This window comes from Cognatiluteimonas lumbrici, assembly GCF_006476065.1.
GTDB lineage: Bacteria > Pseudomonadota > Gammaproteobacteria > Xanthomonadales > Xanthomonadaceae > Cognatiluteimonas > Cognatiluteimonas lumbrici.
Window position 1 is genome coordinate 1,190,207 of sequence record NZ_ML636798.1, and the last position, 14,673, is coordinate 1,204,879.

11 protein-coding genes and 1 riboswitch are annotated in these 14,673 nt (G+C 71.3%); of the genes, 4 read left to right on the plus strand and 7 right to left on the minus strand.

Annotation, left to right across the window (positions count from 1 at the left end; all coding sequences use genetic code 11):
* Nucleotides 1-217: 217 nt before the first annotated feature.
* Genes E4F25_RS05760 through E4F25_RS05770 form a run of 3 tightly spaced genes read right to left on the minus strand, consistent with a single transcriptional unit; the run spans nt 218 to nt 2,807 of the window.
* Nucleotides 218-805, minus strand: coding sequence for an LON peptidase substrate-binding domain-containing protein (locus E4F25_RS05760; protein ID WP_140909232.1), 588 nt, complete (start codon nt 803-805; stop codon nt 218-220).
* A 35-nt stretch (nt 806-840) separates the two neighbouring features.
* On the minus strand, nt 841-2,211 hold the full coding sequence (mpl, locus tag E4F25_RS05765; protein ID WP_140909233.1) for a UDP-N-acetylmuramate:L-alanyl-gamma-D-glutamyl-meso-diaminopimelate ligase: 1,371 nt from the start codon (nt 2,209-2,211) through the stop codon (nt 841-843).
* A gap of 17 nt (nt 2,212-2,228) precedes the next feature.
* The gene (locus tag E4F25_RS05770; RefSeq protein WP_140909234.1) at nt 2,229-2,807 is read right to left on the minus strand and encodes an adenylate kinase; all 579 of its coding nucleotides are present in this window, start codon (nt 2,805-2,807) and stop codon (nt 2,229-2,231) included.
* A 91-nt stretch (nt 2,808-2,898) separates the two neighbouring features.
* Here E4F25_RS05770 and E4F25_RS05775 point away from each other — a divergent pair, with 91 nt between their 5' ends.
* Entirely contained in the window at nt 2,899-4,155 is a 1,257-nt protein-coding gene (locus E4F25_RS05775) for a 6-phosphofructokinase (protein ID WP_140909235.1), read from the plus strand.
* Between the two features lies 1 nt (nt 4,156).
* On the opposite strand, the gene E4F25_RS05780 is transcribed toward E4F25_RS05775, so the two are convergent.
* Nucleotides 4,157-4,669 carry a hypothetical protein gene (locus tag E4F25_RS05780; protein ID WP_140909236.1) on the minus strand — a complete coding sequence of 171 codons (513 nt, stop codon included), beginning with the start codon at nt 4,667-4,669 and terminating at the stop codon, nt 4,157-4,159.
* Nucleotides 4,670-4,792: 123 nt separating this feature from the next.
* Here E4F25_RS05780 and E4F25_RS05785 point away from each other — a divergent pair, with 123 nt between their 5' ends.
* The 3 genes from E4F25_RS05785 (at nt 4,793) to ppa (ending at nt 8,813) form a co-directional block, all read left to right on the plus strand.
* Nucleotides 4,793-6,823 (plus strand): sodium-translocating pyrophosphatase, encoded by a 2,031-nt coding sequence (locus E4F25_RS05785; RefSeq protein ID WP_140909237.1) that lies wholly within the window; start codon nt 4,793-4,795, stop codon nt 6,821-6,823.
* A gap of 71 nt (nt 6,824-6,894) precedes the next feature.
* On the plus strand, nt 6,895-8,220 hold the full coding sequence (locus tag E4F25_RS05790) for an FAD/NAD(P)-binding protein (RefSeq protein WP_140909238.1): 1,326 nt from the start codon (nt 6,895-6,897) through the stop codon (nt 8,218-8,220).
* Between the two features lie 44 nt (nt 8,221-8,264).
* Nucleotides 8,265-8,813, plus strand: a complete 549-nt coding sequence (gene ppa, locus E4F25_RS05795) for an inorganic diphosphatase (protein ID WP_140909239.1) — start codon at nt 8,265-8,267, stop codon at nt 8,811-8,813.
* A 30-nt stretch (nt 8,814-8,843) separates the two neighbouring features.
* Here ppa and E4F25_RS05800 read toward each other — a convergent pair whose 3' ends face one another.
* From E4F25_RS05800 to E4F25_RS05810, 3 genes are all read right to left on the minus strand, one after another.
* Nucleotides 8,844-9,527 carry an ion channel gene (locus E4F25_RS05800; protein WP_246069781.1) on the minus strand — a complete coding sequence of 228 codons (684 nt, stop codon included), beginning with the start codon at nt 9,525-9,527 and terminating at the stop codon, nt 8,844-8,846.
* 3 nt (nt 9,528-9,530) lie between these two features.
* Nucleotides 9,531-11,414, minus strand: coding sequence for a phosphomethylpyrimidine synthase ThiC (gene thiC, locus E4F25_RS05805; protein ID WP_140909240.1), 1,884 nt, complete (start codon nt 11,412-11,414; stop codon nt 9,531-9,533).
* Nucleotides 11,415-11,494: 80 nt separating this feature from the next.
* Nucleotides 11,495-11,588, minus strand: a riboswitch (TPP riboswitch).
* A 31-nt stretch (nt 11,589-11,619) separates the two neighbouring features.
* Nucleotides 11,620-14,673 carry an efflux RND transporter permease subunit gene (locus tag E4F25_RS05810; RefSeq protein ID WP_140909241.1) on the minus strand — a complete coding sequence of 1,018 codons (3,054 nt, stop codon included), beginning with the start codon at nt 14,671-14,673 and terminating at the stop codon, nt 11,620-11,622.

Below are 14,673 nucleotides of genomic sequence, written 5' to 3' on the forward strand. Positions count from 1 at the left end.
GCGTGTTCGGACTGTGGCGCCCGGTGGACGACCGGGGCCGCGCGCACGACGACCTGCACCGCGCCCTGCGCGGCCCCGGCGTGCGCGACGGCGAACGCAACGGCCGCGTGGTGATGCGCGTGGACACTTCGCTGCTGTAGGAGCGGCGCTGGCGCCGCGACCAGTGGGAGCCGCCATGGCGGCGAGCCTGTCCCAGGTCGCGGCGCCAGCGCCGCTCCTACGGGGTCTCCTCGGACACCAGTTCGAGCAACTGCTGCAGGCGCGCGTGCGGGTCGTCCTCCTGCAGCAGCACCTGGCGTTGCCGCTCGGACATCGGCAGCAACTCGGCCAGGCGCCAGCCGACCCAGGCCGCGTTGTCGATCTGGCGCGGCCCGGGGTCCGCGTCCTCCCCGCCGACCTGCTCGAGGATGCGCTGCAGCAGCATCCCGAGCACCGCGTGCTCCGGGCGCAGTTCGTCGTCGCCGTCGGCGTCGCGCCACTCGACGTCGCCCACCACCAGGCCGTTGTCGCGCACCCGGGTGCGGGCCACGCGGAAGCGGCGGTGACCGCGTACGCGCAGGGTCAGCACGCCCTTGTCGTCGCTGCCGAAGTCCTCGATCCGCGCCTCGGTGCCGAACGCGGCGGGCGTGGCCGCGGCGCCGGCTTCCTCGCCGGCGAGGATCATGCACACGCCGAAGCAGCCGCCGCTGCGCCCGCACTCGCGCACCAGGTCGAGGTAGCGCGGCTCGAACACCCGCAGGCCGATGGCCGCCCCCGGCACCAGCACCGCGTGCAGCGGAAACAGCCCGATCGTCTCCTGGTCCATGCCCGCACCCTAACCCAGCCGCCGTCAAAGCCGCTTCAGGTTCCTCCAGCCGCGATCGCGTCCAGGAACCGGCGCGGGGCGCCGTCGAAACCGCCGTTGGACATGAACACGACATGGTCGCCGTCGCGCACCAGCGCGCGCAGGGTGGACACCAGGGCGGCGACGTCGGCGACCGCGTGGCCCTCGCCACGCAGCGCGGCGACGACCTTGCCGGCGTCCCAGGCCAGTCCGGGGCGCTGCAGGAACACCACCGCGTCGGCGCCCGCGAGCGAAGGCGCCAGCGCATCCGCGTGCGCGCCCAGTCGCATCGAGTTGCTGCGCGGCTCCATCGCCACCACGATGCGCGCGTCGCCGACCCGCGCGCGCAGGCCGGCCAGGGTGGTCGCGATCGCGGTCGGGTGGTGCGCGAAATCGTCGTACACGGTGACGCCGGCGTGGTTGCCCAGGACCTCGAGCCGGCGCTTCACGCCGCGGAACCCGGCCAGCGCCGGCAACGCCGCCGCGACGTCGGCACCGGCGGCATGCGCGGCCGCGATCGCGGCGAGGCCGTTCATCACGTTGTGCCGGCCCAGCAGCGGCCAGTGCACCTCGCCACGGGCGGCCCCGCGGTGCAGCACCTCGAACGCGCTGCCGTCGGTCGCCAGCAGGCGCGCCTGCCAGTCCAGCCCTTCGCCGTCGATGCCGAAGCGCTCGACCGGGGTCCAGCAGCCCATCTCCAGCACTTCCGCCAGGCGCGCGTCCTCGCCGTTGACCACCAGCCGGCCGCGCCGCGGCACGGTGCGCACCAGGTGGTGGAACTGACGCTGGATCGCGGCCACGTCCGGGAAGATGTCGGCGTGGTCGAACTCGAGGTTGTTGAGGATCGCCACCAGCGGGCGGTAGTGCACGAACTTGCTGCGCTTGTCGAAGAACGCGGTGTCGTACTCGTCGGCCTCGACTACGAAGGCGCGGCCGTCGCCGATGCGCGCGGACACGCCGAAGTCCTCGGCGACGCCGCCGACCAGGAAGCCCGGGTCCGCGCCCGCCGCCTGCAGCAGGAACGCCAGGATCGAGGTGGTGGTGGTCTTGCCGTGGGTGCCGGCCACCGCCAGCGTGTCGCGTCCCGGCAGCACCTGCTCGCTGAGCCACTGCGCGCCCGAGGTGTAGGCGCGCCCTTCGTCGAGCACCTGCTCGACCGCGGGGTTGCCGCGCGACAGCGCGTTGCCGACCACGACCACGTCGCAATCGGGCGAGATGTTGGCCGGGTCGTAGCCCTGGCGCAGGCCGATGCCCAGGCGCTCGAGCTGGGTGGACATCGGCGGGTACACCGCCTGGTCGCTGCCTTCGACCGCGTGCCCGAGCTCGCGCGCGAGCGCGGCCACGCCGCCCATGAAGGTGCCTGCGATTCCGAGGATGTGGAGTTTCATTCCCGGGGAGAAGGGATTCAGCCGACGGGGTTGGAGGGCTCGATGGCCTCGATGATGCGGTTGAAGACTTCGTCCAGGGTGCCGACGCCGTCGACCACCGTGAGCTGGCCGTGCTGGCGGTAGAAGTCCACAACCGGCGCGGTCTGCTCCTCGTACACCTGCAGGCGCTTGCGCACCGCCTCGGGGGCATCGTCGGCGCGACCTTCCTCGCGGGCACGCCCGGCGATGCGCTCGACCAGCAGTTCCTGCGGCACCTCGAGCTGGACCGCGAAGTCCATCGGCTGGCCGATGCGCTGCAGCAGCGCGTCGAGCGCGTCGGCCTGGGCCAGGTTGCGCGGATAGCCGTCGAGGATGAAGCCGTTGGCGGTATCGGGCCGCGAGAAACGGTCTTCGAGCATGCCCAGCAGGATGGCGTCGGAGACCAGTTCGCCGCGCGCCATCACGCCCTTGGCCTCGAGGCCGAGCTTGCTGCCGGCGGCGACTTCCGCGCGCAGCAGGTCGCCGGTGGAGATGTGCGGCACCTGCAGGTGCGCCTTCAGCCGCGCCGCCTGCGTTCCCTTGCCGGAACCCGGCGCGCCCAACAGAACCAATCGCATTCGCAACTCCCGAACGTTGCCATCGCCTTGCAGGGTGCCGGCGCTAGACTCGGCCAGAATACCGCATCCGGCCAGCCGGCCAGGACCCGCCATGCCCGCAGGCACCCTGCTCTACGCCCAGTCCGGCGGCGTCACCGCCGTCATCAACGCCACCGCCGGGGCGGTGGTGGAAACCGCGCGCCGGCACCGGGTCCGGGTACTGGCCGCGGACGACGGCATCCTCGGCGCGCTGCGGGAATCCCTGTTCGACACCTCGAAGGAGCCGGCCGCGGCGATCCGCGCGCTGGCGCACACGCCGGGTGGCGCGTTCGGCTCGTGCCGGGTCAAGCTGAAGTCGCTGGACGAGGACCGCGCCCGCTACGAGCGGCTGATGGAGGTGTTCCGTGCCCACGACGTGCGCTGGTTCCTCTACAACGGCGGCAACGATTCGGCGGACACCGCGCTCAAGATGTCCCGGTTGGCGGCGGAGTTCGACTATCCGCTGACCTGCATCGGGGTGCCGAAGACGATCGACAACGACCTGGCAGTGACCGACTGCTGCCCGGGCTTCGGCTCGGCCGCCAAGTACACCGCGGTGTCGGTGCGCGAGGCCGCGCTGGACGTGGCCTCGATGTCGGAGACTTCGACCAAGGTGTTCGTGTACGAGGCCATGGGCCGCCATGCCGGCTGGCTGGCGGCTTCCGCCGGGCTGGCCGGGGCCACGCCCGACGAGGCGCCGCAGGTCATCCTGTTCCCCGAGCGCGCCTACGACGAGGCCGCGTTCCTCGCCAAGGTCGAGCGGGTGGTGGCCACGGTGGGCTGGTGCGTGGTGGTCGCCAGCGAAGGCATCCGCGACGCTTCCGGGCGCTTCGTCGCCGATGCCGGTGCCGGCAAGGACGCGTTCGGGCACACCCAGCTCGGCGGCGTCGCCGCGCACCTCGCCGGCCGTGTCCACGACGCGCTCGGCATGAAGGTGCACTGGGCCCTGCCCGACTACCTGCAACGGTCCGCGCGCCACGTCGCGTCGGCCACCGACCTCGCCCACGCGCAGGCGGTCGGGCGCAAGGCGGTGGAATTCGCGCTTGCCGGGCGCAACGCGACCATGCCGGTGATCGTGCGCACCTCGGACTCGCCCTACCGCTGGAAGATCGAGGCCGCGTCGCTGGAGCGGGTCGCCAACCGCGAGAAGAAGCTGCCGGCGGGCTTCATCCGCCGCGACGGCTTCGGCATCACCGCCGCGGCGCGGCGTTACCTGGAGCCGCTGGTCCGGGGCGAAGCGCCGCCGCCCTACGGCCGCGACGGCCTGCCCCGGTACGTGGTGCTGCGCAACCGGCGCGTGGCCCGCAAGCTGCCGGCCTGGCGGGACTGACTCAGTCGCAGGGCTTGCCCTGCAGCTGCATGGACACCGCGTAGGCGGGCAGCGCGGCGAGCGCGCCCGCCCTGGCCTTGGCCAGGCCCTCGCGCAGGTAGATGCGTGCCTGGCCCTGGCCGTCGCGGCCCGGCACCCCGGCCTCGCCCGGGCGGCGCCAGACCTCCACCACCGCCTCGCGGCCCGGGCACGCGGCGCTGGGCACGCGGATGCGGTCGTTGAGGATCCAGCCGGCCTCGGCCGAGGCGCCTGCTTTCTGCGCGTCCACCAGCCGGGCGCGCGGCTGGCAGGCCGGGCTGGTGCGCCGGGCGTCGAGCGCGTACGGCGCATCGGCCTTCCCGGTGAACACGCCGACCAGCGTGGCGCATGCCTCCGGGATGGTGCGCAGGGAATGCGGCTTGCCGACCGCCTGCGGCGGCGCGGCGTCGCGGCGCACCTCCGGCTCGGCGCCGGCGGCGAGCACCGCCGGGGCGGCAACGGCAAGGACAACGAGGGTTGCGGCAGCAACGCGCATCGGGAGCCTCCAGTGGATCGAGCCGGGGGGGCAGGCTGCCACGGCGCCGCTGAACAAGGCCGTCATCCTGTGCGATAGTCGTCCGGTTCGTCCTTGCTGTCTCTCAAATCCGGGGAGGGGTTCATGCTTCAGCAGTACGGTCTCATCCTGGCGCTCGCCTGCGCCGTCCTCGCGATCCTGTACGGGATCATTTCCGCACGCTGGATCGGCGCGCAGCCCGCGGGCAACGCCCGCATGCAGGAAATCGCCGCCGCCATCCAGGAAGGCGCGCGGGCCTACCTCAACCGGCAGTACAGCACCATCGCCATCGCCGGCGTCGTGCTGTTCCTGGTGGTCGGCTTCGCGCTCACCTGGCCCACGGCGATCGGCTTCCTGATCGGCGCGGTGCTGTCCGGCGTGGCCGGCTACATCGGCATGAACGTCTCGGTCCGCGCCAACGTGCGCACCGCCGAAGCCGCGCGCAGCGGCATGTCCAAGGCGATGGACGTCGCGTTCCGCGGCGGCGCCATCACCGGCATGCTGGTGGTCGGCCTCGGCCTGCTGGGCGTGGCCGGTTACTGGTGGGTGCTCGCCGCGATGGGCATCACCGGCGAGGACGCGCTGCACGCACTGGTCGGCCTGGCCTTCGGCAGCTCGCTGATCTCGATCTTCGCGCGCCTGGGCGGCGGCATCTTCACCAAGGGCGCCGACGTCGGCGCCGACCTGGTGGGCAAGGTCGAGGCCGGGATCCCCGAGGACGACCCGCGCAATCCCGCGGTGATCGCGGACAACGTCGGCGACAACGTCGGCGACTGCGCCGGCATGGCCGCGGACCTGTTCGAGACCTACGCGGTGACCGTGATCGCGACCATGCTGCTGGGCGGCCTGATGACCGCCGAGGCCGGCAGCAACGGCGTGCTCTACCCGCTGGTGCTGGGCGGCGTCTCGATCATCGCCTCGATCGTCGGCGCGTTCTTCGTCCGCGTTAAGGACGGCGGTTCCAACATCATGGGCGCGCTCTACAAGGGTGTGATCATCTCCGCGGTGCTGGCGGCGATCGCCTTCTACCCGATCACCATGCAGCTGATGGGCGATGCCGGCGTCGGCGCCATGAACCTGTTCTGGTGCGCCCTCATCGGCCTGGTCCTGACCGGCGTGATCGTGTGGATCACCGAGTACTACACCGGCACCCAGTACAAGCCGGTCCAGCACATCGCGGCGGCCTCGACCACCGGCCACGGCACCAACATCATCGCCGGCCTCGGCATCTCGATGAAGTCCACCGCGATGCCGGTGGTCGCGGTCTGCATCGCGATCTGGGGCGCGTTCGAACTGGGCGGCCTCTACGGCATCGCCATCGCCGCGACCGCGATGCTGTCGATGGCGGGCATGATCGTGGCCCTCGACGCCTACGGCCCGATCACCGACAACGCCGGCGGCATCGCCGAGATGGCCGAGATGCCGCCCGAGGTGCGCGACATCACCGACCCGCTGGACGCGGTCGGCAACACCACCAAGGCGGTGACCAAGGGCTACGCGATCGGTTCGGCCGCGCTGGCGGCGCTGGTGCTGTTCGCGGACTACACCCACAACCTGCAGGCCAACAACCCCGGCGTGGAGTTCACCTTCGACCTGTCCGACCACATGGTGATCATCGGCCTGCTGATCGGCGGCCTGATCCCCTACCTGTTCGGCGCGATGGCGATGGAGGCCGTCGGCCGCGCGGCCGGTTCCGTGGTGGAGGAAGTCCGCCGCCAGTTCCGCGACATCAAGGGGATCATGGACGGCACCGGCAAGCCGCAGTACGACAAGGCGGTGGACATGCTGACGAAGTCCGCGATCAAGGAAATGATCGTGCCGTCGCTGCTGCCGGTCGTGGTACCGGTGATCGTCGGCATCCTGCTCGGGCCGAAGGCGCTGGGCGGCCTGCTGATCGGCACCATCGTCACCGGACTGTTCGTGGCCATCTCGATGACCACCGGCGGCGGCGCGTGGGACAACGCCAAGAAGTACATCGAGGACGGCAACCACGGCGGCAAGGGCTCCGAGGCGCACAAGGCCGCGGTCACCGGCGACACCGTCGGCGATCCGTACAAGGACACCGCCGGCCCGGCGATCAACCCGCTGATCAAGATCATCAACATCGTGGCGCTGCTGATGGTGCCGCTGCTCTGACGTGACGCGCCGGCTGCGCCCCAGCGGCGCAGCCGGCACGGCGGTCCCCCACCGCACGGAGAGAAGCCCGCATGCGCGTCGCCGTCATCGGCTCCGGCTTCGCCGGGGTGTCCACTGCCCTGCAACTGCTGGCGCGCGGCGCCGAAGTCGCGTTGCTCGACGGCTCCGAGCTCCGCGGCCGCGGCATCGCCTACGGCCGCGCCCGCCCGCACCATCTGCTCAACGTCCCCGCCGACCGCATGGGGCTGGATCCCGGCGACGCCGGCGCCTTCGCGGACTGGCTGGGCCTGTCCGGCGGGGCACGCGGCGGGTTCCGGCCCAGGGCCGAGTACGGCCGCTACCTGCTCGACCGGCTCCAGGCCGCACGCCGCGAGCACGGCCCTGCCCTCCAGGTCGTCGACGAGGACGCCCACTCGCTGCAACGCGACGACACCGGCTGGCGGCTCCACACCAACGCGGGCACCACGCTGCAGGCCGATGCGGTGGTGATCGCGGTCGGAGCGCCGGCGTCGTCGCCGGCCAGGGGCGCCACGCCCGCGGGCGTGGTCGCCGATCCATGGCAACCCGGCGCCCTCGACGGCATCGCCCCCGACGCCGAAGTGCTCATCGTCGGCACCGGGCTGACGATGGCCGACCTCGTGCTCACCCTGGACTCCCGCAACCACCGGGGCCGGATCGTCGCCATCTCGCGCCGCGGCCTGCTGCCGCGACCGCACCCCGCGGACGGGGTCGTGCCGCAGCCGCTGCCGGAAGCCGCGATGACCGCGCTCGAGCAGGGGCGGCTGGCCTCCGCGGTGCGCGGGTTCCGCCGTGCGGTCGCCGCCGGCGCCGCGCCGGAAGCGCTCGTCGACGACCTGCGCGGCCACACCGCGCGCGCGTGGCGCGGCTGGCCGCTGGCCGTGCGCCAGCGCTTCCTGCGCCACCTGCGTCCCTGGTGGGACACGGTGCGCCACCGCATCCCTGCCCAGGTCGCGGCGGAGCTGGAGCGCCTGCGCGCGAGGGGGCGCCTCGAGATCGCCGCGGCGCGCCTGGAGGCGCTGTCGGTGGACGCCGGCGGCGTCCGCGCGACCCTGCGGCGGCGCCGCTCCGCCAGCGCTGAAGCACGCCGCTTCGCCGCGGTGCTGATGGCCACCGGACTCGACGGCGACGTGCGCGAAGCCCCGTTGCTCGCCGGCCTGCTGTCGCAGGGGCTCGCGGCTGCCGACCCCACCGGACTTGGCCTCGCCTGCACGCCGGAGGGCCAGGCGCTGGACACGAACGGCAGGCCCGTGCCCGGCCTGTTCCTGGTCGGCGCGCTGCGCCGGGGCGAATGCTGGGAGTCCACCGCGGTGGCCGAGTTGCGCGCACAGGCAGCCGCGGTCGCGGCGCTGGCGGCAGGGAATCCCGCGGACGCGTAAAATCCGCTCCTTTCCCCCGCTGAAACCCCACGGAGCAGTACGCAATGGGCCTGGACCTCGTCCCGACCGGCAAGAACCCGCCGGACGAAATCAACGTCATCATCGAAATCCCCAAGGACGCCGAGCCGGTCAAGTACGAGGTGGACAAGGAAAGCGGTGCGATCTTCGTCGACCGCATCCTGTCCACGCCGATGCGCTACCCGTGCAACTACGGCTACGTGCCGCGCACCCTGTGCGGCGACGGCGATCCCGCCGACGTGCTCGTGATCCTGCCGCTGCCGCTGATTCCCGGCTCGGTGATCCGTTGCCGCCCGGTCGGCGTGCTGAGGATGTCCGACGAGGCCGGCAGCGACGAGAAGCTGCTGGCGGTGCCGGCCGACAAGATCTTCACCGGCTACAGCCACATCGACGACATCTCCAAGGTCAGCCCGCACTGGTGCGAGCGCATCGGCCACTTCTTCGAGCACTACAAGGACCTCGAGAAGGGCAAGTGGGTGCGCCTGGACGGCTGGGGCGGCGCCGAGGAGGCGAAGGCGATCCTGGCCGACGCGATGGCGCGGCATGAGGCCGCCGCGGACAAGCCGAACTTCTAGCCGCGGACTTCCGACCGCGTCCGGCGCCGCCTAGCGGCGGTGGCGGACGATGGTCAGGCCGATCAGCCGCGACACCACCGTGGCGATGTAGCCGACGCCGGCGAACTGCTCCAGCATCACCAGCACGCGCGCCGGCGAGCCCAGCGGCACCACGTCGCTGAGGCCGGTGGCCGAGAGGTTGCTGAAGCTCAGGTACAACAGTTCGAGCCAGCGCCGCGGGCGCTCCGGTTCGACGATGCCGTGGAAGCTGTCGGGATACACGGCCTGGCAGACGAAGTAGGCGTAGGCGAAGCCCCAGGCCAGCAGGGTGAAGGTGGCGCCGGCGGCGAACAGCTCGTCGGCGCTGACCACGTTGTCGTTCATCATGTACACGATGAGGCTGCCGGCGGCGTAGAAGTACAGCGCCGCCTCCAGCGTCGCCGACCACGGCAGCAGTCCCGGCAGGTCTAGCAGCACGCCCGCGGCGGCCAGCGCGATCGCCGGCACCGCCAGCAGCCAGGCCACCCAGTGGACCGACGAACTGCGGTTGACCACCCACACCGCCAGCGGCACGACCACCAGCGCGACCGCGCCGAACAGCAGGCGGCCGCTGCTGGTGTCGTCCATGGACGGGTAGATCATCAGGCTCAGCAGCTGCGCGGCCAGCAGGAACGCCGAGGGATGGCGGCGCGCTAGCACCGTCCACGGCCGCGACCAGAGCGAGGCCTGCTGCACCCGTCAGGCCTCGTGGTAGACCTTGCCGCCCGACTGGCGGAACTCGGCCGACTTCGCGGCCATGCCCTCGCCGAGCGCGGCGTCCGGTTCCAGCCCGTGCTCTGCGGCGTAGTCGCGCACGTCCTGGGTGATCCGCATCGAGCAGAACTTCGGCCCGCACATCGAGCAGAAGTGGGCCGACTTGTGCGCTTCCTTCGGCATGGTCTCGTCGTGGAACTCGCGCGCGCGCTCCGGGTCGAGGCCGAGGTTGAACTGGTCCTCCCAGCGGAACTCGAAGCGCGCCTTGCTCAACGCGTTGTCGCGCACCTGCGCGCCCGGATGGCCCTTGGCGAGGTCGGCCGCGTGCGCGGCGATCCGGTAGGCCATGATGCCGTCGCGCACGTCCTCGCGGTCGGGCAGGCCGAGGTGCTCCTTCGGGGTCACGTAGCAGAGCATCGCGCAACCGTACCAGCCGATCATCGCCGCGCCGATCGCCGAGGTGATGTGGTCGTAGGCCGGGGCGATGTCGGTGGTCAGCGGCCCCAGGGTGTAGAACGGCGCCTCGCCGCATTCGGCGAGCTGCTTGTCCATGTTCTCCTTGATGAGCTGCATCGGCACGTGGCCGGGGCCCTCGATCATGGTCTGCACGTCGTGCTTCCAGGCGATCTTCGTCAGTTCGCCCAGGGTCTCGAGTTCGCCGAACTGCGCGGCGTCGTTGGCGTCCGCGATCGAGCCCGGACGCAGCCCGTCGCCGAGCGAGAAGGCCACGTCGTAGGCCTTCATGATCTCGCAGATGTCCTCGAAGTGGGTGTAGAGGAAGTTCTCCCGGTGGTGCGCGAGGCACCACTTGGCGAGGATCGAGCCGCCGCGCGAGACGATGCCGGTCACGCGTTTCGCGGTCAGCGGCACGTAGCGCAGCAGCACGCCGGCGTGGATGGTGAAATAGTCCACGCCCTGCTCGGCCTGCTCGACGAGGGTGTCGCGGAACACCTCCCAGGTGAGGTCCTCGGCGACGCCGCCGACCTTTTCCAGCGCCTGGTAGATCGGCACCGTGCCGATCGGCACCGGCGAGTTGCGCACGATCCACTCGCGGGTCTCGTGGATGTGCTTGCCGGTGGACAGGTCCATGACCGTGTCGGCGCCCCAGCGGATCGCCCACACCAGCTTCTCCACTTCCTCGGCGATGCCCGACGAGACCGCGCTGTTGCCGATGTTGGCGTTGACCTTGGTCAGGAAGTTGCGGCCGATGACCATCGGCTCGCTTTCCGGGTGGTTGATGTTGTTCGGCAGGATCGCACGGCCGCGCGCGATCTCGTCGCGCACGAACTCGGGCGTAATGCGACGCGGGATGCTGGCGCCGAAGTCCTGGCCCGGATGCTGCGCCATGAGCGCGGGCGCGGCGGCGGCAATGGCCTCGAGCCGCTGGTTCTCCCGGATCGCGACGAACTCCATCTCCGGGGTGACGATGCCGCGACGCGCGTAGTGCATCTGGGTGACGTTGGCGCCGGCGCGCGCGCGCCGGGGCAGCGGGCGGTTGGGAAAGCGCACCGGCGCCAGCCGCGCGTCCGCCTCGCGCTTGCGCCCGAACTGCGAGGACAGGCCGTCCAGCGCCTCGGTGTCGCCACGCGCCGCGATCCAGGCCGCGCGCAGCGGCGGCAGGCCGCGCGCGAGGTCGATGCTCGCGTCCGGGTCGGAATACGGGCCGGAGGTGTCGTAGACGGCAATCGGCGGGTTGTCCTCGCCGCCGAACAGGGTCGGCGTCGCGGTCTGCGCGATCTCGCGCATCGGCACCCTGACGCCGGGCAGCGTGCCGGCGACATGGATCTTTCGCGACCCGGGCAGCGGCCGGGTCACGGCCTCGGACAGTTCGCCGGCCTGGCGGAGGAGATCGGTGGACACTGCATTCATGGGGCTGCCCTCGTTTCGCTCGATACGGGGTCCGCGCGTGCGCGTGGACTGTCGCGAAGCGGGGCGCGACCGGGCGTGAAGGCCCGGTTCGCGAAGCTTCCCTACGCCGGTATCAGCCGGATCAGGTTCGAAGGGTGTGTCTCAACCGGCGCGCCGGTACCCCCGCTTCGGGGGCCATTCTGGCACGAAGCCGGCCGCGGGAGTGCTACCAGCGGGCTGGCTTGTGGACGCGGAACCACGCCGCATACAACGCCGGGAGGAACAGCAGCGTCAGCACCGTCGCGACGGTGAGGCCGCCCATGATCGAGACTGCCATCGGGCCGAAGAAGGCGCTGCGCGAGAGCGGGATCATCGCCAGGATCGCCGCCAGCGCGGTCAGCACGATCGGGCGGAAGCGGCGCACGGTGGCGTCCACGACCGCGGTCCAGCGATCGTGGCCGGCGGCGATGTCCTGCTCGATCTGGTCCACCAGGATCACCGAGTTGCGCATGATCATGCCGGCCAGCGCGATCGTGCCGAGCATCGCCACGAAGCCGAACGGCACCCGGAACACGAGCAGGAACAGGGTCACGCCGATCAGCCCGAGCGGCGCCGTCAGCAGCACCAGCACCGTGCGCGACAGGCTGCGCAGCTGGATCATCAGCAGGGTCACGACCACGACAAGGAACAGCGGCAGACCGGCCTTGATCGAATCCTGTCCGCGCGCGGCGTCCTCGACGCTGCCGCCGGTCTCCAGCAGGTAGCCCGGGGGCAGGTCCGCGCGGATGTCTTCCAGGGTCGGCTCGATCTGCGCGGTCACCGTCGCCGGCAACAGGTCGCCGCGCACGTCGGCGCGCACGGTCATCGTCGGCAGTCGGTCGCGGTGCCAGATGATGCCGTCCTCGAAGCCGTGCTCGAGCGTCGCCACCTGCGCCAGCGGCACCGAGCCGCCGCCGGCCGTGGGCACCGCCAGGCTTTCCAGCAGATCCAGCCGGGTGCGCTCGTCGTCGTTCCCGCGCAGCAGGATCTCGATCAACTCGTTGCCTTCGCGATAGGTTCCCACGTGCAGGCCGGAGAGCTGACCCTGGAGGAACAGCGCCAGCTGCTGCGAACTCACGCCCAGCGCGCGCGCCCGCGCCTGGTCCACCACCAGCCGCACGACCTTGCTCGGCTCGTCCCAGTCCAGGTTGACGTTGGCGACGTTCGGGTTCGCTCTCACCTTGGCCTCGACCCGGCGCGCCAGCGCGCGCACCTGGTCGATGTGCTCGCCGGAGACGCGGAACTGCACCGGGTAGCCGACCGGCGGGCCGTTCTCGAGCCGGGTGACGCGCAGCTGCAGCTCCGGGAAGCGCGGGGCGACCTCGTCGGTCAGCCAGTCGCGCAGTTCCTCGCGCGCGTCGATGCTTTCGGCACGCACCACGAACTGGGCGAAGTTGGCCGCGGGGAGCTGCTGGTCCAGCGGCAGGTAGAAGCGCGGCGAACCGGTGCCGACGTAGGCGACGAAGTTGTCGATACCCTCGCGTTCGGCGAGCATCGCTTCCAGCCGCTGCGCCTGCGTGGCGGTCGCGCGCAGCGACGAGCCTTCGGCCAGTTCCATGTCCACCATCAGCTCCGGCCGGGTCGAGTCCGGGAAGAACTGCTGCGGCACGAAGCGGAACAGCAGCACCGAGGCGACCAGCAGGCCGGCGGTGGCGGCGATCACCAGCCAGCGGCGGCGCAGGCACCAGTCCACCAGCGTGCGGAAGCGCCGGTAGAAGCGGGTCTGGTACGGATCGTGCGCTTCCTCGCCGCGCGGCCGGTCGGGCAGCATGCGGTCGCCCAGGTAGGGGATGAACACGACCGCGGCGATCCACGACACCAGCAGCGCGATGGTGACCACCTCGAACAGCGAGCGGGTGTACTCGCCGACGCTGGATTCGGCGGTGGCGATCGGCAGGAACCCGGCCGCGGTCACCAGGGTGCCGGTGAGCATCGGGAACGCGGTGCTCTCCCAGGCGAAGGCCGCCGCCTTCAGCCGCGAGAAGCCCTGCTCCATCTTGATCGCCATCATCTCCACCGCGATGATCGCGTCGTCCACCATCAGCCCCAGCGCGAGCACCAGCGCGCCCAGCGAGACCTTGTGCAGGCCGATGCCGAAGTAGTGCATCAGCGCGAAGGTCATCGCCAGCACCAGCGGGATGCTGACCGCGACCACCATGCCGGTGCGCAGTCCGAGCGAGAAGAAGCTCACCACCAGCACGATCAGCACCGCCTCGGCCAGCACCCGCGTGAACTCGCCGACCGAGTCGCGCACCGCTTCCGGCTGGTCGCTGACCTTGCGCAGCTCCATCCCGGCGGGCAGTCCTTCCTGCAGGCGCGCGAACTCGGCGTCCAGGGTGTCCCCGAGCTGCAGGATGTCGCCGCCGTCCTTCATCGCCACCGCGATGCCGATGGCGTTTTCGCCCATGAAGCGCATCTTCGGCGCCGCCGGGTCGCTGAAGCCGCGCTGCACGGTGGCGATGTCGGCCAGGCGGACCGTGCGGTCGCCCGCGCGCACCGGGAAGTCGCGCAACTCGTCCACCGAGGCGAAGGCGCCGCCGACGCGCAGCTGTACCCGTTCCAGGCGCCCCTCGAAGAAGCCCGCCGGGACCACCGCGTTCTGCTGCTCCAGCGCCTGCTTCACCGCGGCCAGCGGGATCCCGAGCGTGGCCAGCCTGGCGTTGTCGAGCTCGATCCACAGCTTCTCGTCCTGCAGCCCGACCAGCTCGACCTTGCCGACGTCCTCCACCCGCTGCAGCTCGAGCTGGATGCGGTCGGCGTGGTCCTTGAGCACCGCGTAGTCGAAGCCCTCGCCGGTGATCGCGTAGATGTTGCCGAAGGTGGTGCCGAACTCGTCGTTGAAGAACGGGCCGACGGTGCCCTCAGGCAGCGTGTGCCGGATGTCGCCGACCTTCTTCCGCACGTCGTACCAGAGGTCGGGCACGTCCTTCGAACGCATGGCGTCCTTCGCCATGAAGATCACCTGCGAGTCGCCCGGGCGCGAGTACGAGCGGATGAACTCGTACTGGCCGGTCGCCATCAGCGCCTTCTCGATGCGTTCGGTGACCTGGAGTGCGGTCTCTTCGGCGGTCGCGCCCGGCCACAGCGTGCGCACCACCATCGCCTTGAAGGTGAACGGCGGATCCTCGGACTGGCCGAGCTGGGCGTAGGACCAGGCGCCGGCGAGCGCCAGCACCAGCATCGCGTAGACCACCAGCGCGCGGTTGCGCAGGGCCCACTCGGACAGGTTGAAGCGCGACAT